Annotated in this window: 11 protein-coding genes; 2 read left to right on the forward strand and 9 right to left on the reverse strand. The window is 39.8% G+C overall.

Going from position 1 to position 20,265, the window contains the following annotated elements; genetic code table 11:
• Positions 1 to 3: 3 nt before the first annotated feature.
• The 3 genes from ACTJIV_RS08020 to ACTJIV_RS08030 all read right to left on the reverse strand — a co-directional run bounded on the left by ACTJIV_RS08020 (position 4) and on the right by ACTJIV_RS08030 (position 7,621).
• On the reverse strand, positions 4 to 3,333 hold the full coding sequence (locus ACTJIV_RS08020; RefSeq protein WP_440626714.1) for a SusC/RagA family TonB-linked outer membrane protein: 3,330 nt from the start codon (positions 3,331 to 3,333) through the stop codon (positions 4 to 6).
• Between the two features lie 6 nt (positions 3,334 to 3,339).
• Positions 3,340 to 5,922, reverse strand: coding sequence for a zinc-dependent metalloprotease (locus ACTJIV_RS08025; RefSeq protein WP_440626716.1), 2,583 nt, complete (start codon positions 5,920 to 5,922; stop codon positions 3,340 to 3,342).
• 112 nt (positions 5,923 to 6,034) lie between these two features.
• A complete protein-coding gene (locus ACTJIV_RS08030; RefSeq protein ID WP_440626718.1) occupies positions 6,035 to 7,621 on the reverse strand; it encodes a histidine kinase in 1,587 nt (528 codons plus the stop codon).
• Positions 7,622 to 8,322: 701 nt separating this feature from the next.
• On the opposite strand from ACTJIV_RS08030, the gene ACTJIV_RS08035 reads away from it, so the two are divergent.
• Entirely contained in the window at positions 8,323 to 12,009 is a 3,687-nt protein-coding gene (locus ACTJIV_RS08035) for a DUF6923 family protein (RefSeq protein WP_440626720.1), read from the forward strand.
• 25 nt (positions 12,010 to 12,034) lie between these two features.
• Entirely contained in the window at positions 12,035 to 12,568 is a 534-nt protein-coding gene (locus ACTJIV_RS08040; protein ID WP_440626722.1) for a hypothetical protein, read from the forward strand.
• Positions 12,569 to 12,688: 120 nt separating this feature from the next.
• On the opposite strand, the gene ACTJIV_RS08045 is transcribed toward ACTJIV_RS08040, so the two are convergent.
• The 6 genes from ACTJIV_RS08045 to ACTJIV_RS08070 are packed head-to-tail and all read right to left on the reverse strand — an operon-like array spanning position 12,689 to position 19,982.
• The gene (locus tag ACTJIV_RS08045; protein WP_111957483.1) at positions 12,689 to 13,000 is read right to left on the reverse strand and encodes a helix-turn-helix domain-containing protein; all 312 of its coding nucleotides are present in this window, start codon (positions 12,998 to 13,000) and stop codon (positions 12,689 to 12,691) included.
• 5 nt (positions 13,001 to 13,005) lie between these two features.
• Complete coding sequence (locus ACTJIV_RS08050) at positions 13,006 to 13,602, reverse strand: transposase (protein WP_440626724.1); 597 nt, start codon at positions 13,600 to 13,602, stop codon at positions 13,006 to 13,008.
• 13 nt (positions 13,603 to 13,615) lie between these two features.
• Positions 13,616 to 14,590, reverse strand: coding sequence for a hypothetical protein (locus tag ACTJIV_RS08055; RefSeq protein WP_440626726.1), 975 nt, complete (start codon positions 14,588 to 14,590; stop codon positions 13,616 to 13,618).
• A 35-nt stretch (positions 14,591 to 14,625) separates the two neighbouring features.
• Positions 14,626 to 15,144 carry a hypothetical protein gene (locus ACTJIV_RS08060; protein WP_336379170.1) on the reverse strand — a complete coding sequence of 173 codons (519 nt, stop codon included), beginning with the start codon at positions 15,142 to 15,144 and terminating at the stop codon, positions 14,626 to 14,628.
• 29 nt (positions 15,145 to 15,173) lie between these two features.
• Complete coding sequence (locus ACTJIV_RS08065) at positions 15,174 to 18,512, reverse strand: hypothetical protein (RefSeq protein WP_440626728.1); 3,339 nt, start codon at positions 18,510 to 18,512, stop codon at positions 15,174 to 15,176.
• Positions 18,513 to 18,551: 39 nt separating this feature from the next.
• Entirely contained in the window at positions 18,552 to 19,982 is a 1,431-nt protein-coding gene (locus ACTJIV_RS08070; protein ID WP_440626730.1) for a hypothetical protein, read from the reverse strand.
• Between the last annotated feature and the right edge of the window lie 283 nt (positions 19,983 to 20,265).

Consider the following 20,265-nt stretch of genomic DNA (forward strand, 5'->3'; position numbering starts at 1 on the left):
GTTTTAAAAAGAAACATTAAAGCCAATTGTAACTGATTTGGCAATAGGCTGCGCATAAATATTACCATAGGTTTCGGGATCAAAATATCCTTTATACCCGTTACTGAATACAAACAGGTTACGCCCTTCCACACTCAGTCTCAGACTGCTGATTCCCATAGGATTCGTGAATTCTTTAGGAAGTGTATATCCTAAACGGATACTGCTGATTCTCAGGTAACTGATCTCTTTTGCCCATATATCAAGCAGACCATAGGTGTTATTTGGACTGTCGGTAAGCCATTTGTTCCCCATCCATCCCGGGTTGCTTTCCATATCAGGACTTGTTATGGCCGGAAGTGAAATTCCTGCTTCGTAGATATCCCTTGTATAATTTCTTCCTCTGTCTAAATTCATTCCTCTGTAAGAAGGGGACCTCATCACCGTCTGTTTAAAGTTGAAAGCTGCTGAAACAGTCAGATCGAAATTATGTACTTTAAAGGTGTTTATAATACCCCCGGTAAATTTAGGATCTCTGTCTCCAACGTAGGTAAAAAGGCCTCTCATTTCTTCAGCGGTAAGCTTTGTTCCGACCAGCTGCCCCGGAAGGAATTCTTCATACACATCATAGAGTTTAAAGAAATCTTCAATTTTCACCTTTTCGTTTCCTTTCCAGAACATAGGGTTGCCATTCTCATCCATTCCTGCCGTTTTCAAAGCAAATACAGCATTTACAGGAAGTCCTTCCCTCGAAGGAAGCATTGAATTCTGACGGGGCTGCTCAGTAATGACGTTACTTTTATTATGAGCAAAATTAATCGTGGTTGACCATTTGAAGTTTTCATTATCGATATTTCTCGTAGAAACTGCCAATTCAAAACCTTTGTTCGTTAAGCTTCCCCAGTTCATCATCGTATAATTGAATCCTGTTTCAAGAGGTGTTTCTCTCATACTGATCATATCTGTTCCTTTTCTGCTGTATACATCGGCAGTAAGGTTGATACGGTTTTTAAACAAGCCCAGATCAAGCCCTAGATTCACATTGGTGGTTTTTTCCCAGCGGAGCTTATCATTCGGAGCCGTGATTACATTAATAATTTCTTCTTTTGTTCCGGGAAGAATGTTGGCTTCTCCATATTCACCGATAAAAAACGGAGAGGTATTACGGTCAATATTTCCCTGTAAACCATAGGAAGCCCTTAATCTCAGATTGGAAATAAGAGGTACATTCTTCATAAAGTTTTCCTTTGTCACCAGCCAGGACCCAGAAACAGCCCATATTGGCAGGTACTTGTACTTTTTATTGACTCCAAAAAGATTGGTCCCATCATATCTCACACTTCCGAAAAATGTATATTTCTGATCATAAGTATAAGAAGCCGTAGCAAACATAGAAGCATAAGCGTTCTCTACCGTAGGCATTTCACGATAGGTTTCGTATTTTTTATCTCCGGCATAATCAGAGTTGGGAAATATGATCGGGGTTCCTGTTTTGGTAAGACTGTTAAAACCAAAAGCTCTGGTAACCGTAGTATTATCCTCTGTTTTACGGATTTCAGTTCCGGCCATTAAATCAATCTCATGCACCGAATTAATTCTTGTGCTGTATAACCCCTGTAATTTCCAGTTGTATTGAAAGAAATCATTGTTCCAGTTTTGCTTAATATCTCCGGCAGGCAGGAAATAACGGTAGGCACCATCTTTATAGTAACGGGTTCCCTCTTTCATCTTTCTGGTAAAGTAGGTTTCCTGTCCGGCGTATTTTTCTGTCTTATTGGTATCATACTGAATGCCCAGCTGTGAAGTAAACCTGAGGCTTTTGGATGCTTTATACTCTAAATCCAATATCGCCTTTAATGACTGATTCTTCAGGGTATACTCTGTATTTTCTCTTTCTTCAAGAAAATTGAAAGGAATATAAGTATCTGCAAAACCGTCGATATCTTTGTCATAGTTATAACTTCCATCCGGATTGAAAGGATTCATATACGGATTGGCATTTCTTGAATAATTAACCGGGCTTGCTGATGCGTCTGCATCTGTCATAAACGACTCTTTCTCGCTGCGTGTTCCAAAAACAGAGATTCCTGCATTCAGCTTATCACTTATTTTGTAATTGTTCTTTAAAGTAAGGTTATATCGTTCAAAACCCGTCCCTATGGTGGTTCCTTCTTCATCATAATACCCCAGTGAGAAATAATAATCCGAACGGTCGCTGCCTCCTGAAAGGCTTAATCCGTATTGCTTGTTGATGGCATTTCTATACAACAGTTTCCCCCAATCCGTATTGTTATTTCTTAAACCATCGATCTGCTGACGGGTAAAAGAATTCAATGCACCCAAACCTCCGTTTCTGAAGGCATCAAGCTGACTGTTTTTCATTAAAATTCTCATGACTTCACCTTTATCCGCACGATAAGTCAGGTCTGCACGGCTGGCAAGCATCAATTCGAGATCAACTTTTTCAGAGGCATTCAACAGGTTGAGTCTGTCGAAATCAGGGCGTGCCGTCACGAAAGTATCTGCTGAGAAATTCAGCTTCATCGTTCCTTTCTTTCCTTTTTTTGTTGTAATGGAAATCACACCGTTTGCAGCTCTGGCGCCATAAATGGCTGTAGCTGCTGCATCTTTCAGGATGGTAATATCTTCAATATCATTAGGATTAAGTCCGGCAATAGAAAAATTCTGAAGCTGGTCAATATTGTCTTTATCACTGAAATTCGGCACATCATTTCCTTCTAACGGAAGGCCGTCAACTACCCATAACGGATCCTGTGGACCGGAAAGGGAAGCCGTTCCTCTGATTCTGATTTTTGCAGGGCTTCCCGGAGCTCCTGTTTCCGGTGTTACTACAACTCCGGCAATCTGTCCTGCCATCATCTGATCCACACTGGCAACACCGGCCTGGCTGATATTATCCATCTTCACCGTTGAAACGGCAGAAGTCTGCTTGCGTTTTTCAATTTTCTGGTATCCGGTAATGATAACTTCCTGAATTTTGTTTTTGTCTGTAACTTCAGGAATCAGTCTTACTGTATAATTAGTCTTGTCTTCACTGATCTGAATGATCCTGGATTCATAGCCGGGATAGCTGATCAGTACAGACTTGGTATCTGCAGGAATTTCAAGGATGAATTTTCCGCTTTTATCCGTTACCGTACCTACGGATACGCTTTCAATAATTCCTTCAAGGTCGGTTTTGGTGGAAACGGACTGTGTTTCTATTTTTACAGATGCTCCTACAATAACACCAGAGGTATTTTCGTCTTCAATTTTTCCTGTAATGGTTTTCTTTTCCTGGGCCAATGCTATCTGAGCCGCCAAAAGAGGTAAAAGTATTAGAGTTTTTTTCATAGCCGATTATTTGTTTAAAGCCTCTTTTATCCGGATGATCAAGTCTGCATAATGAGCCCTGGAAGCTTCATCTCCTTTATTGTTAGTTTTATATAGTAAGTTCAGTACTTTCTGGAGTTCTGCTCTTTTATAAGTGGTTACTTCAGATACTCTTTTCATGGATGAATAATTGATATTCCTAAGGCTCTGATCTTCTCCATGGAAGTTGCAGATCATCGGAACGTTCAGCGTATTTTCAACCTTTAGAGCTTTTACAGCTGTTTTTTCAAATAGTTTATTGACGGAAACGATTAAAGCATCCACATAATTTTTCTGGGTCATCTTTTCAAGGATGGTTAAACTTCCTTTTTTGCTGAAAATGGCCGCACGAACCTGGTTGAATAAATTTTCTACGGTGTAGATTTCTTCTTTTGAACCTGAAACTTCATGTTTTAATTCATTTTCGATCATTCTGAGCAGTCGGTCATCCATAAACAGGGAGTAAATATTCCCATATTGCATTCCTCTCGCTAAAGTATAAGGAGTCTGCTCAAACGGTCCCATCGGTGAGTTTTTAACCGGATAGGTTTTCTCTGTAATCGGATTGAAAAACAGCCACTCCGGAAGTTCGATTGCATTTTTAATGAGATAATCGACAGCTCTTTTCTGAGTTTCAGCAGGTACTGCCTCATAGGCTTTTTTATTGCTGCCAAAAACCGTCTGATTCAGATAAATGCCTCCTACATTGGCCATAACATGACCTGTGTAGAGATCCCACTGCCCTATTACTCCCAGATACAGCTTTCCGGCATCTGTATAGCTTTTTCCGTCTTCATAGGTCCATGTTAAAAGGTTCTTTACAACAGTCTTCAGGTTTTTGATCCCGTATTCACCGGCTTTCATGGCATCATCGCCCAGGTCTTCAGACTGTGAACGCGGATCGATGGTTTCCAGGTAATTCTGCTGTTCTCCATAGAAATACATAGGATCATCCTGGTGTTTTTCTATTAAATTCCTGAGTGCTTTTTTCTCGGATATTTCGTCCGGATACCAACGGTACCCCCATTCAATAGCATATTTATCATAGACACCGATTTTTGGAGTAATGGCCGTAACCCCATCTTCCGGCTGGGCAACGTAATTGTACCTTGCATAATCCATAATGGAAGGTGCAGTTCCACCCATTTTATCAGTGAATTCTTTTGAACGAAGTGACTCTACAGGGAATGCAAAGGATGCTCCCATATTGTGCTTCAATCCAAAGGTATGCCCCACTTCATGGGAGGATACGAAACGGATTGCTTCCCCCATATGCTCATCACTGAATGTATTTCCCCTGGCTTTTGGATCTATCGGTCCTGTCTGGATTCTCATCCATTCCTGAAGAGAAGTCATCACATTATGCCACCATATGATATCCGATTCAATGATTTCACCACTTCTCGGATCCACTACCGACGGCCCCATCGCATTGGCCCTAGGTGAGGCAGCATATGTGATCACAGAATATCTTACATCGTCAATATCAAAATCTTCATCTTTTTCATCGGGCATTTTAGCGATAACGGCATTTTTAAAGCCCGCTTTTTCAAAAGCTGCCTGCCAGTCATAGACGCCTGCAATGATCTTTTCACGCCATTGCTTTGGTGTTGATGGGTCTATGTAGTAAATAATCGGTTTTTTAGGTTCTACCAGCTCCCCTCTTAAGTATCGTTCTTTATCTTCATCTTTGGGTTCAAGCCTCCATCTGGTAATGAGCTGCTTTTCATCCATTTTCTGCTGACGGTCGTTGAATGTCCAGTGCTTTTCACTGAAAAATCCGACTCTTGAATCAGCTGTTCTCGGCTGCATCGGTATTTTGGAAAGCAAAACGAGGTTGGTAGTAACTCCAAGGGTTACCGGCAGATCTACGCCTCCTTCGTTTACGGATGTCGTCAGTTGGGACTTCACCACAAGGTTCTGAGGAAAGGTTTTTACTTTTTCTATATAGGAAAGGTTTGACTTTACAGATCCTCCAAGACCTACATTGGCCAGAACATCATTGAAACTTTTCTGATTTCCGTCAAAGATTTTATTGACCTTAATGGCTACAGAGGTAGAATCGCTGTTTTGGGCTTCAATATCAAAAACCTCAATCACAGATTCTGAAAAGTTATCTTTAACAGATCTTGTAATGGCGTCATTTTTAGGTGATGACACCTGTGGAACCACAGTTTTCACCCAAACTTTTTTGGCTACAGTGTCCCGGTGAAAGGAAATGACTTTGTTTTCATAGTTCATTCCTTTATTGAGACCGGCTTCGTTTACCTGCATCGGGACCTGTGACAGTTTATTGACTACCAGAAACTGACGTCCCATCAGGCTGTCAGGAATTTCAAAATATACATCTGTTTTTACCTGAATGGTATTAAGAAGCCCTTTTTTGTAAGTTCCTTTTTTGATCAGATCATCAATTTTCTTTGCTTTCTTTGATGAAGAATCTGTTTTTTCTGATTTTTCTTTATCTGTTTTTAAAGTGTCTTTTTTCTGTGCAAGTGCTGCCGGTGAGGCTAAAGCAAGTCCTAAGTACAGTGCCAGCCTGTAGTTCTTCATTAAAATAGTCCTATTCATTCCAAATTATTAGATATCCCATGTTTCTGCCGCAAAACTATAGGTAAAGAAATAATATCAACATTAATAGGGAGTGAGAGGTGTATTTTTGGGAGTGAGTGGATTTCATTTTTTATTCCAATAAGGGTAAAAAACATACGAAATATTCACCATCTACTGAAATATTAACAGAATTATTTTTAAAATAGTCATAAACCTGATTCAAATAATCAATTCCGAATTTCTCGCCCTGAACCTTTTCTTCTGTCTTTGGCTGCCATGTATTTTTAATACTAATACCATCATGTTCTACAGTAATGATAATGTCCAATGGATGATCTATGGTAGCAATATTATGTTTGATGGCATTTTCCACGACCATCTGAAGAGAAAGATATGGAATCCGCTTTTCGAGACTTTTTTGGTCATTGATGACGAGATCAAAAGTAAGTTCCTCATCAAACCTGCTTTTTAAAAGATCCATATACTGCTGAATAAAACTGATTTCCTGGGCAACAGGAACGATATTTTCTTTGGGAGGCACAATAAGATACCGGTAAATCCTGGAAAGATTCATGGTGAATTTCTGTGCATTCTCTTTGTTGATCCCGATGAGCATATAAAGAGAATTCAGGGAGTTGAACAGGAAGTGGGGATTGATGTTATTTTTAAGCTGCTGAAGCTGGTGCAGGGCTTCTGCTTTGTGCATTTTCTCGTTATCCACCAGCAGGAGATTTTTTTCAGACTGGATCTTTTCTTTTTCTCTGTATGCCAACGCTGTGGATCTTTGGAATAAGATAAAAACGGTAACAATAAGAAAAAGAGCTGCAAGAAAGATATACACGGTGTAGGTCTTTGTTTTATTGACACTCTCATCTATCAGGAAGTTCACGTGATTTACGACGGCGTATCCTTCGAAATTATCGGTCTTCAGTGGTTTTATAAAGCGGGTCACGTCTACGTTCAGATACTCGGAGACCGTGCTTCCTTCTGTATATCCCGATTGTGTATTACCTGTTAATGTGTCTTTTGGTTTAATGTTGGTAAACTCAAAAATATTTTTGCCTAAATATTTCTTTTCAGGATGGGTAATACAGACACCTTCTTTGGTAAAAACGTAGGCATAATTGTTCGGGGTTTTATCTATATTGATGAAGTATTCGTGAAGATCATCCAGGCTTACTGCAGAGCCATAATACAACAGGTCTTTATTGGACAGTGTAAGAGAGTCATAACTTACCCAGTACATACTGTCTTTACGGATATTTAAAAAATCACGGAAATTTCCGGAGCCGTTATTGTCTATCTTTATGTACTTTCCTTCTTTTCCTTTTTTTCTGAACAGGTAAGATAAAGGGCTGCTGCTTTCAAATTTCCCGGAAGCATGGTTGTAGTAGGCATACCAACTGTAAGGCAGCAGATTACGTTTTCGGTTCAGCTCGTTCAGAACGGAAGAGTATTCTTTATAATTTTTCAGACCGTCTTTCTGGATCAAGGCCCGAAGAAGATACTGATAGTCTTCGATATTCCTGAATTCTTTTTCTATGGTTTCGTATTTCCTGAAAAATGTTTTCCGGGCAAATTCTTCATTATTTTTCCGGCTGTCATGAGTAATAAGAACACTCAGCACGGCAAAAGCGGTTGAAGCAATTAAACAGGTCGACAGAACCGCTATGTAAATAGATTTCTGAGATATTATGTGTTTAAAATTAATATTCAATTCTTATGATTATTTTACATTGATTTTTAATAATCATATTAATATTTTGTTGGTGTCTGTTTTCAACGAAGCTTAGTATACTTTGCATGCACTAAGGCTGTTAAGACGGAACAATCTTTGGTGATTCAACTAAGCGAATACTTAATCTAATGCTTTTTTGAAGCTCTCAATTTCACTGCGGTTCACTTTTAGAATATATAAGGAGCAACAATATAATTTGATTTATAAATGGAGATTAATCAATTCAAAATGAGCACTTTGAATATGAAAATCAAACAATTAAAACCAAGAACTCTAGTTTGGGATTACAAATATAAAAAGAAATTAAGAATTTAATGTACTCTATCAAGAGATCCGTTACAAAAACAAGTGTGATTTTATTGATACAAAAGAGTATCTTCCAATAGCTTATCTACAGTGTAAAATGAGATAATATTTCCCAACCTTTACAAATTTTTGTCTTTTAGCAACTAATTTGGGTTCGAAATTTCCTTCATTTCCTGACCTTTGACCGATTTTTTCTGTTAATAAATTTACAAAGGTCTTTTTTGTTCTTAATGAGACAATACCTCTTTTCTTGCCATTTCAGGCGTTTATTTCCAATTTTATTAAAATTTATATTCAATAAATAAAAAAATGTTAAAAATTTATTAAAAATACAAATAATAATTTCTATTTTTAAGTAGCATAAAATGTAAATCATGATAAAAAACCTATTTTCTAAACCCAGTTATGGCCAGGAAGCTATTAGGGGCAAACTTTTCTTATTGATAGTGGTATTATCCACGGTTTGCTCAAAAGCACAATCCCCTTCCCTAGAGATGGCCGCAGGTGACAGTAATCCCACTACCAATGTAACCAATGTTGTAGGCAGTACTGTAATCAGACTACGAAACAATACAGACAACCCTACTGGTAGTACTTATGCTACTTATGCAAATCCCAGTGCTTTGAATGTTACGTATACTATGAGCAATCAGCAGTATACACAAACCAATTTTACCGGCTATAACGGAGCTATTTTCATGGGATATCCGGGAGAACCTATTCTGACATTAATGAATGCTTTCGGAAATACAACTGCTAATACTCCTTTTACGAGCAGCAGTGCACCGGTAGGGACTGGTATTGACATTACAACAAACAGGGCTATCAATTTTTCCACCAATGTTCAGCCACTGACAGCTGCTGGAAGAGCCACAAATCAACGTTGGCAAATGGCGGACTTAACGCTTACTTTTAGCAGACCGGTTAATAATCCATATTTACAGATTAATGCACTTGGAGGAACGTCAAACGGACAATCTTATACAGCAGAATTTGATTATGTGTCTTCTAATGTGCCGGTAACTTTTTCAAAGATATCGGGTACGGCGCTTTTGAATGTTACTTCCACTCAGATACTAAATTCAGCCACAACTCCTGATGGTGCAGCCGCCAATGCTTCCAGAGGAACTGTATTGGTGTCCGGCACGGGTATAACAACTATAACCTTGAGAATATTTACACGTGGAGCAGCTGCCAATACAGGAACTAACTGGCATGGAACAACAAACACAGCAGGAGATGGATATATGCTGGGAGTAACTGCCTCAGAATCGAACTTAGGCGTTACAAAAACAGTTAATAACTCAACACCAGCTGCAGGAAGCACTATCAGCTTCACTGTGACGGCAAATAATACGGGCGCTTCCAATAATACCAATGTAATCGTAAATGACCTTCTTCCCTCGGGATACACTTATGTTAGTTCTACAACCTCTACTGGGACCTATAATAGCGGAACCGGAGTCTGGACCATAGGAAGTCTAAATGCTGGTGCAAGCGCTACTTTACAAGTTAATGCAATCGTGAAAAGCACAGGTAGCTATATGAACACAGCTACTATTTCCGGAGATCTTCTGGATCCTGATAGTACGAATAATACCGCGAGCGTAACACCAACACCGGTTATTACTGATACAGACGGTGATGGGATTGATAATACTGTAGATCTTGATGATGATAATGACGGCATTTTAGATACAGATGAAGGCTTTTGTACATCTCAAAGTGTCTATACTTTGAATACGGCCAGCACCTTGGCAGGAGCTACCATAGGAGTTAATGGCGGAAGCTTTAATCTGGTATATACCCTAACTTCCGGTCCAGCAGTAGCATCATTAGGAAGCAGTTTTAATGTTCCTTTCTCCTATTCAGACCTTAACAATACGGTGAATGCACAAAACCATACCTGGAGTATATTCAATACTTCAGCAACTGAATTCAGAATACTTCCGAATACAACTTCTTTGTATACCGGCTTACCTACTAATAATACGACCAATGAAGATCAGAGTGGTGCCTCACCGAATACACCGGATTCCTGGTTCAGGTATCTGCTAAACACCAATAGGATTACTCAGTTAGGCAATTATACCACAACCATAGGAAATTTACCTACAGTAACGGGAACTTCTTCTTACAGCAGCAATACTGCGCTCAATTTATTTTCAGTTTTTAATGCCGCTAGTTCTGGAGCAGTCTTGGGAAGCGGGTACTATTCAAGGATGCAATTCCAGAATACAACCAATTCGGGAGGTACACCTTCGACGTTGCCTTTTGAGGCTAACTATGGCAATACTTATACATGGAACTATACAGCATTTACAAGTACTGCAGGTTCGGGAGCAACGAATGCCGGGAATAGAGGACTGATCACTATTTCACAGAATACGGTTACTTTCTGTAATCACAGAGATACAGACGGAGATGGAATACCAGATTATCTGGATCTGGATTCCGACGGAGATGGCTGTTATGATTCTCTTGAAGGAGACGAAAATGTACTTGTTGCACAGTTGAATCCAAATGGAAGTATTGCAGGAGCTGTTGACGCCCAAGGGGTACCCGTGATCGTAAACTCTGGTGGGGCCGCAGATACAGGTGCAGACCAGGGACAAGGAGTCGGCATTTCAACTAATTCGGCGATTCAGGATACTCAGTGTTTAACAGGGTTCGGATGTACTAACAATATGTACCTTTCTCAATTAAATACATTATATAGTGTAGACACTGCTACCAATCCTTTTACCTATACACAGATCGGACCTGCCGCCGCTACAAATTATAATGCAATAGGCATTAATCCGCTTGATGGTTTCATGTACGGAATGCTTACCAACTCTAATACGATTATCCGTATCAATGCCGACGGTACCTATAATACACTCGGAGCGGTAACAGGTTTACCTGGTGCAGTTATATATAACTCAGGAGAAATAGATAATCTGGGAAACTATTATGTAAAATTAAATACCAATAATAATCAGATTTACAGAATAAACCTGACAACGTTAACTGCTACATTGATTACGCTTTCAGCTAGTGTTAATTTACCTGATATGGCATATAGCATAACTACGGGACTGTTGTATGGTGTTAACTCAACTAATGGGCAGCTCGTGTCCGTTAATCCGACTACAGGAGCTGTGGTCCCAATAGGAATTACACCTGGAACTGTTAATTTTGGGGCTATGTTTGCTTCCAGCACAAGTGAAATGTTTGGCGTTGATAATACAGGAGGTTTTTATCAGTTTAATCTTACCACCGGACAGAGAGTTCTTATTTCCAATGCACCTCCAAGTTCCGGAAATGACGGTGCACATTGTGTTAATACCCCTATAGTTTTCAGTGCTGATCTTGCTGTAACTAAAACAGACGGAGTTACAACCTATGCTCCAGGTACCTCTACCACTTATACTGTAACAGTGAGTAACAGTGGGCCGTTTGGAGTTCTAGGGGCCACTGTTTCAGATCCTGTTCCTGCAGGAATTCCACCTGCAAATGTGAGTTATACCGCAGTTGCGGCAGGCGGAGCCACTACATCCGTATCCGGAACGCAATCAGGAGCAATTAATGACCTGGTGAGCCTTCCCGTTGGAGGTACTGTAACCTATACAGTGGTGGTAAATATACCTTTTGCCTATTCGGGAAATCTTGTTAATACAGTAACCATTACTCCTCCGTCTAATATAACTGAAGTCAATAATACCAATAATACGGCAACAGATACGGATACCCAGGCAGTGTGTTATAAGCCGGCGGTAACAGCAGGAACAGCATTAGACTCTCCTATGGGAATTACTTCCCTGGCAAGAGCCGGAGCTTCTACAGGAGGTAATAATTGGCCAATGGTAAGAAAAGGCGCCTGGACTGTTCTTGAAGCCAAAACGAAAGGATTTGTGCTCAATAGGCTGACTTCAGCACAGATTACTGCTATCCCGGCTGCTAATCTGGTAGAAGGAATGATGGTGTATAATATTACCCTGGATTGTTTACAGGTTAATACCAATGGGACTGCTGCCGGATGGGCTTGCTTTAATACCCAAACTTGTCCTACTAATTAATTAACTTACTTTTAATATATTCAAGATGAAAAATATTTTCGTACTCATATTGACCTTATTCTGTGAGCTTGCTTTTTCGCAGGTTGCAATAGGAAAGACACTCGTTTCGTCTCCATCTGCTTCACTGGATTTTGGAACTGCCAACCGGGGAATAGTACTCCCCTGGGTAACTTCAACAGGAGCTGTAGCAGGTGTTGTGAACGGGACAATGGCCTATGACCTTACTGATAAAAAAGTGAAGGTAAAATATGTTTCAGGCTGGAAAGATCTCTCAGTGGACACTTCCGGAACTACCGTTGATCCAGTGACTAGCGTGGATGGGGTAACTATCCAAAATACAGCTACAGAAAATACAGCTGCCAAAACATCCATAGGTACTCCAACCTCTACTCCGGGTATTTTGGTTTTGGAAGACACCAATAAAGCAATGATTCTTCCCAAAGTGGACAGTCCACATCTTAATATCATTAACCCAGCTCCGGGAATGATGGTGTATGATACTTTTAATAAACAGTTAGCTGTTTTTAACGGTAATGTCTGGACTTTCTGGAAACAGTAATATATAAACTTACAAATCAAAAAAATAAGCAGCCTCATTTGAGGCTGCTTATTTTTTCCCTGAAACCTTGAATTATTCTACACCTTAATTTAAAATCTAGTCAAGATTACAGAAACTTTATTATATCTTTTCCTGATAAATCTTTTTCCATTTTGCCACAGTATTCCTGCTGAGTCTATACTCATTAGCTAATTGTGTATTATTAAGATCATATTCTTTTTGATAGCGGAGCAATACAATGATGGATTCTTCATCATAAGATTTTGACTGTTGAGTGATATAAGACTTTTTCTCCCCTACCGTTTTTGATATCAAATTATTGAATTTAATAATGTCAATGCTTTTATCCAATGGTGGAATGGAAATCTCTTTTTCCAAGCCCTTACATTTTAGAAGATCAGAATAAATTTTCTGGTAATTAGGTGTTCTCATAAATTTTAATGTTTTCTTAGCCACTTATACAGTGTAGTTCTTGGAATATTATACTCATCAGTGATCTGCGATACAGTCTTTTGATTAGAAGCGACCAGACCAACCAAAAATTCTTTGATTTCCTTGGTATAAATATTTTTTCTGAAAATAATCTTTTCTCCGCTCTCTCTTATTTTCTTATTGTTTTTAGTATGAGAGATTCCGTCATACAATAAAAGATGGGTTACATATATTCTAAAAAAATCATATTCTAGCAGCTTGCACCATTTTAGAAGAGAATCGGTGTCTATACTTTTATTGCCATACATCCTTACTACCTCTTTCTCTCCGGTTTTGAAGAAATTGCATGCCCTTTCAATAGAAATTTCTTTCTGTTCCATCTGCTCTTTAATATAATTTCCTATATGTATTTCTTTAAAATCTATATCCATATTATTGAAGATTGTTTTTTTTATATGCTTTTCCACCCATCTATAAATCATCCATTTATAAAGATTTTTCTTAGAAATATTATTTTCTTTGGAAACTTGTGAAATGCTTTTTTGCTTAATATCAATCAGTTCTAAAATAAAGTCTCTTATTTCTTTTTCATTGTGATGCATTGGATTCATTATATTAAGGTACAGATAGTTGTTGCATTGAGAAATTCCGGCTTTCTACAAGGGAATTAGGAGCCGTAATTTGTACATTTGTAGTAGGTTTATCTCCGGCTCCCCAATTCATCGTCAGATAAATCCGGTCTCCTGCATTCAAATGCACTATACAATTTACATTAATAGGCGTATTGGCTGACTGGGCAATGATATCCATAAAATTTCCCCGATTACCACCAATAATATTTGCAACAGATGTCCCATTTTTAGTAATATTCAGGTTAATCCCCGTCCATTGAAAAGCACCCGAAGGCGCGCCGCCACTCCCAAAATAGGAATATCCTTCTATTTTGTACACTCCTGATTCCAAAATCTGCCAGTAATCTTCTGCATCATTCCATGATACAGATCCCCCCTGATTAACAATAACATCTCCTACAGAAAATGGGATAATTTGTGGAGTACTGTTATTAAAAGCGGTAAATGCAGTTCCTGTATAAGTTACTGTATCCGTGGCTCCCAGCGCGGCTATAGTTGCCGTTGTTTTGTCGATGAATGTAGCCAGCTCCCATGTGGTACCGGAAGCTGTTCCTTTGCTGATCATCATAGCATAGCCACCAGGATTCAACTTAAAGCTTGCTACTCCTGCTCCCGATTGATTGTCTATTAATTCCGTTCCACCTGCTGCAATGGTGAGCTGGCCTGTTCCGGTATTTTTAATATAATATACCCTTCCCAGGATATTTCCAGCAGCAGGACTGGCTGCTACAGCTACCGGCAGAGTAAATGTAGCAGGAGTACTGCCGTTAAATGCCATATAGAAATCATTGGCCCCAAGCGTGGCGGATGTTGATACATTTTTATATTGCCCGGCTATAGAACCATTGACTGTCAGGGTACTTCCCGGCAAGGAAGTATTAATTCCAACATTTCCCGCCTGTGAATAAACAGCGAATGGTAGCATGATTAAAGCCGCAAATACTATTTTTTTCATCATAATATTTTATAAATTAATAATAGAGAATAATTTCATTAGGGTTTCCAGAAAGACCATACTGTTCCGTTGAATACAGCCAATTGATGTTTAATATTGTCATATACAATCATTCCCGCCGAAGGGCTGATGATGTTTGCATGCGGGCTGTCCACTTTGGGAAGGATCATTGCTTTATTAATATCTGTCAACACTAAAACACCCGGAGTGGTATCAGTAGCAGCATTGGTTCCTATTCCCGTTTTAGCGGAAGATTTTTCAACAAGCGGATCCTGTAATGTGGTATTCACAGTTCCTGTAGTATCTATGCTTAAGTCAAACCAATTTCCGTTTTTGCGGTATTTGATCTTTTTATCCGTGATATCATAGATCATGGTACCATCTACAGCTCCTGTTACTCCTGCTGCGGAAGTCACCCAGGGTAATAACAGTCCCCTGTTTTCTGTTCCAAACTCCAGTGAAACAGACGAGTTGGTCACTGAGCTCTTGCCTATTGCCACCTGTGAAGAAACACAGGTAGAAATAACAGCCAATATTGAGATGAATATTTTTTTCATTTTGAGAATATTATGAGTTGATAGGGTTATTAATAATCCGGACAGGTTTGTGTGTTGAAACACTGCCAGCTGAATGAAGTTCCATTATTTGTGGTGGTATAGATCTTTAAGCAGTCAGCTTCTTCATCATACACCATCATGCCTTCCACAGGAGTGGCAATGGCATTCACCTGGGCTGTGGTAGGGATTCTGTTCACGACAAATCCTTTGGTTTTAGCCTCCAGTGCTGTCCATGCTCCTTTACGAATCATGGGCCAGTTACCGTTGTTTATTCCGGCTCTTCCCAGTGCTGTTATACCAGATTTAGTATCCAATACGGTTCCGGCCAGTACTGCCGGCTTGTAACAGAAACATCCTGAACTGATGGACGCATTTTGAGAATCACCTATTGCCTGTCCTGCAGCTCCTGCAATAGTGGGAACACCATTAGCATCAACACATGAAGAGCCTGCACATAAATTCTGATTAGAAGCCGTAGACCCTGTTCCTACAGAGAGGCTGCTTGCCGCAGTTACTAATTGTAAGCTTGTAATATTTGCAGCTCCTTCCAGTGCATCCACACATCCGTCATTATCTGAGTCCAGGTCAAGCTGATTGGGAATGCCATCCAAATCAGTATCTATGGAAGTACAAGTCTCCTGCCCGTCTAAAAACACATCAAAACCATACGCCCAAACATCTGCAGCTACTCTTAATTCAGCATTGGTGATTGTTGCCGTAGCTTGGTAGGTTGTAAAAACAGTTGCATCCGGCAGAAACACGATCTTCCTGTCTGCATCCCGGATAAAAACAGCTTTCCCATTGGCATCTACCATTGCTGCTTCATAGGTTCTGGTTAAGGAAGCAATGGTCATTTGTATTGCTCCGGACTGGTTGAATGTACTTTCCGGCCAATATCCATTGGTAAAAACAGCATCACCAATAAGTCCGTAGGGAACATCTGTATTTAAGTTATTATTAGTAACCTGATATCCGTAATCTGTTGCATTATTCTGGGAAACAATCACTCCCTTGCTATTATTTTCGGACCAGGAAAGTATTCTGGTATTTACGGCTGTTGAAAGCTTATCCACGGAGGTTTGGGCATCAGCTGCTGAGGACCCTACATAGAAAATATCTATATTATCAGTCAATAATTGTGCTTCAGTAATGGCTGCTTCAGTAGCATAAGGTACAAATGTAATCCCTGGAATTTTGTCATAAGTGCCTGTAGGGCTAAAATTAGCTGTATTGCTGAGCATGTTGATCATTAACCCGGTTCTTCCAAGAGCTGTATTTAGATACCCTATTCTCAGATTTCTGGTCAATCCACTACAAACGTTCCCTTCATTGGTATCCAATATACCGTCATTATCATCATCCAAATCTGCAGCATCTGGCAGAATATCTCCATCGCTGTCCAGACATTTTCTGATCGTAGCATCCAATGCCTGAGGATCATAAGTACTCAGATAATCCGGAATCCCGTTAGTATTGGTATCTACAATATCTGCTAAACCATCACTGTTGGTATCTGTTGCCGTACCTGCCAGTGAAGTAAAGGTATAGTTAGGAGTTAAAGAAGTTGTTGCTCCGGCTTCTAAAGCATCACTACAGGTATCCCCATCCGAGTTTAAATCCAGATGATTGGGAGTACCATCCCCATCCGTATCTAGTGTGCTGCACTGAGGCGTAACAAATCTGTCAAAAAAATAGGTCCAGGTATCTGCAATGGCCTTTTGGTCATTGGTCGTCGGAGTGACCATACCGGATTCAGCATTATATATGGTAGCATCCGGGAAAATCAGCAAATTATATCCTCTATCTGTAATCACTACAGGTCTGAGATTGGCATCTGTCATCAGAATGTCAAACTGCCTTGTAGTAGACTGGATCGTCATCTGAACTGTCCCTGACTGATTCAGGGAAGAAGTTGGCCAATATCCGTTGGTGTAGGTATTCGTTCCTATAGTTCCCGAAGGTGTGTTGGGGTTGACATTATTAGGGGTAATGGTATACCCATAATCTATAGCATTATTCTGAAGGGCAAATATAGATTTGCTGTTATTCTGGGCCCAGGTGATCAGTCTGGTATTAAGAGCTGTAGATACCTTGTCTGCACTGGTGGTAGCATCGGCCGCCGAGGAACCTACAAAAAATACATCTACATTATTGGCCAGTAAGCTGGCTTCAGTGATGCTGGCTTCGGTAGCAAAAGGCACCAATGTGATCCCTGTAGTTTTATTATAAGTACCGTAGGGACCAAAGTTATTTAGGTTTAACAGCATATTGGAAGCCAAACCATCGTCTCCTACGCCACTGTTTAAATATCCTACCCTGATGTTCCTGTCTATTCTTCCACAGAATTCTCCTTCGGTAGTATCTGGTACTCCGTCATTATCATCATCTATATCAATAGGGTTTGGAACCCCGTCGTTATCTGTGTCAGTACACAGGTTCTGATTAGAATTGCTGGCATATTTTGCATAGGTGGAAACATAAGAGACCTGTCCGCTGTCTACACTGGTTTCTACTGCATTCGCCAAACCATTGGCTCCGTAAGGCGCAGGTAAAATGCTGATCGTTTTATTGGAAGTCGCTCCTCCTTCGTATGCATCCGGACAGCCATCTCCATCACTGTCGGTATCCAAATGATTGGGCTTTCCGTCTCCATCCGTATCTACACTGCAAATTCCGGGTTTCGGATGTGCTGAAGGGATATAAACCGTAGCTGTTGAAAGCAGGGATGAGATTTCGTGTATTGCAGCCGTACCCGCAGTTACAGAGGTTGCATTGCCTGCAGAAACGGTTCCTATATACCTGATCTGGTAATATAGATATGCTGTTGTAGAAGTATTTGTAAAAGTAGGATTGGTACCAGCTATACTAATTCCCGCACCTGTGGTAAGAAGCGTAAAGGTGGTACCATCATTAGAACCGTATAATTTGGCAAAACCACTAGCCGCTATTCCACTGGCAGCCTGGGTAACCGACATCGATTTTAGGATTACCGGAGTTGGATACTGTACCGTAAAGATTCCTGATCCTGAAGTGATGGTTTGTAATGCTGCAAAATTATAAGCAGTAACGGTAGTTCCGTCATTAAGGTTATCATTATAAAGCAACGGGATCGTATTTCCGGCCGCAGGATCCCCGACTCCCCCATTTAATGTGGAAATGACAGAAGTAATCCTGTTGGCTTCGTATACCGTATAGAAGCAGTCCGGCGATTCTTCCGCATCCGGAATACCATCGTTATCATCATCCAAATCAATGACATCTGTAATGCCATCACTGTCTGAATCCTGTGCTTTTACTATATTTGTTCCTGCCAAAAAAAACAAGAATATAGTAAAGAAGCCAACTAAAAAATTAAAATTTTTCATCATTTGTATTTTATTTCTCCAACAACTGAACAATTAAACTCATTAATTTTTATTAATAAATTTTTCCAACTGCATATTTTTTTCTTTTAAAGTTTTTATTTCTTTCTTTAATTCAAAAACATACAGATACAGTTCTTCTATTTTTTCCAGGTTTATTTCCGCAGCTCTGTTGAGTACAATTCCACCCTGAGCTTCTATTTCAGAGGCAGAAGGAACTCCAGGTAAATGCTTATTAAGGCGTGTATATTCTTCCACCTGATCCAGGTCCATCATTGTATAAGATGGCTTTAGCTTTGATAATCCGTCAAAATGCTTTTCAAACACATAATCAGGGGTTATTGTTCCCGAGGCTAAAATGTTACCAATAACATGCAGCTTTTGCGAAGGGCTCATTGTTCCTATCCCGAAATTCCCGTTGGTTGCCAGGATAGCTCTGTTGGTTCCCACTCCAAAAACCAAGGGCCCGGAAGAAGTGTTGGTCCCTACGAATAATTCCGTGCTTCCGGTAGATAATAACCTAGAAGTCCCATCCGTTAAAAGCTCCATATCCAACATTCGGCTGGAGCCAATCAAAGCTCTGATCAAGGAGCTACTGCTTCCTCTTGTAATCAGCCTTGTGCTGCCCGGGACAGCTACATTAATATCAAACGCTATATGATTGTTTGTATTGGTAGTTCCATTTTGAAACCACAGCATTTTGTTATTGGTTGAAACCATTCTGTCACCCGTAAGAGTCCCATCAGAATTATAAATATTAACTCCCTGCGGAAAGGTAACGGAGCTTGAAGAAATCCCGTTTACCGTAGTAGTCAGTGTATTTCCTGAAATGGTGTTGGTCACACTGTTGATGATAGGTGCTGTACGTGCAATCCCGTTGACCGTTGAGGTCATCGTGTTACCTGAGCTACTTAACAGGTTTGTAGTAGCTGCCGTAATAGCAGGACCCAGATTAACCGTATTGCTTGCAATTCCATTTACCGTGCTTGTTAAGCTGCTCCCGGATAATGACAATGCATTAGTGTTAATTATAGGAACAGTAGCTCCCGTCACTCCATTAACCGTTGTAGATAAGACGTTCCCTGAAGAGGTGTTGCTTACAGTATTTACAGCCGTAGTACTCGCTGCAACTCCGTTCACGGTGGAAGTAATCGTATTGCCCGTTGAGCTCAATGCATTGGTTGTGTTTCCTGAGTTTTTTGCCAATACCCATCTTGTCCCGTCATCATAATATAATGCCGGAATCACATCATTTACTGTTGCTGTGTTATAGGCTACCATTCCCGCTACGTGAACTGATAGAGGAGCCGGAGAAACTGTGGAAACTAATGCTAGCCTTGGAGGCAGAAGTCCTTTGTTAGCTGAAACGATATCTAATGCTGCATCAGGATTAGGAGTAGAAGTATTTATGCCAACCTGAGCAAATGAGAAAGTTGAAATCAGGAAAATTCCTGCAGAAATTACATTTTTTTTCATTGTGTTGTTTTGTTTTTAGAATGTCTGTTTAATCAAAAAGCGAGAAGAAGGAAAAGTGATAATTCACTTCCGATCTCAACTTATTGGTAATTTAGATTATTATACCTGTATAGAAAAGGTATAGGAAGGGTTACAGTATTTTTCATCATTTGTGTTGTGTTTTTATAAGGCTGTCAAAATTGTATAGAAATAAGTATAAAATTTTATAACGTAATTTCTAAATAAGCTCCGAATATTTTATCATTTGTTTTCGCTTACAAATCAATAAAAATATTCTATCAGA

Source organism: Chryseobacterium sp. 22532 (genome assembly GCF_052044665.1).
Lineage (GTDB): Bacteria > Bacteroidota > Bacteroidia > Flavobacteriales > Weeksellaceae > Chryseobacterium > Chryseobacterium lathyri.

Coding starts and splice junctions, on each gene's coding strand:
- ACTJIV_RS08020 (WP_440626714.1), bottom strand. CDS start 3,333: ATGAAAAAAACTCTAATACTTTTACCTCTTTTGGCGGCTCAGATAGCA.
- ACTJIV_RS08025 (WP_440626716.1), bottom strand. CDS start 5,922: ATGAATAGGACTATTTTAATGAAGAACTACAGGCTGGCACTGTACTTA.
- ACTJIV_RS08035 (WP_440626720.1), top strand. CDS start 8,323: ATGATAAAAAACCTATTTTCTAAACCCAGTTATGGCCAGGAAGCTATT.
- ACTJIV_RS08040 (WP_440626722.1), top strand. CDS start 12,035: ATGAAAAATATTTTCGTACTCATATTGACCTTATTCTGTGAGCTTGCT.
- ACTJIV_RS08045 (WP_111957483.1), bottom strand. CDS start 13,000: ATGAGAACACCTAATTACCAGAAAATTTATTCTGATCTTCTAAAATGT.
- ACTJIV_RS08050 (WP_440626724.1), bottom strand. CDS start 13,602: ATGCATCACAATGAAAAAGAAATAAGAGACTTTATTTTAGAACTGATT.
- ACTJIV_RS08055 (WP_440626726.1), bottom strand. CDS start 14,590: ATGATGAAAAAAATAGTATTTGCGGCTTTAATCATGCTACCATTCGCT.
- ACTJIV_RS08060 (WP_336379170.1), bottom strand. CDS start 15,144: ATGAAAAAAATATTCATCTCAATATTGGCTGTTATTTCTACCTGTGTT.
- ACTJIV_RS08065 (WP_440626728.1), bottom strand. CDS start 18,512: ATGATGAAAAATTTTAATTTTTTAGTTGGCTTCTTTACTATATTCTTG.
- ACTJIV_RS08070 (WP_440626730.1), bottom strand. CDS start 19,982: ATGAAAAAAAATGTAATTTCTGCAGGAATTTTCCTGATTTCAACTTTC.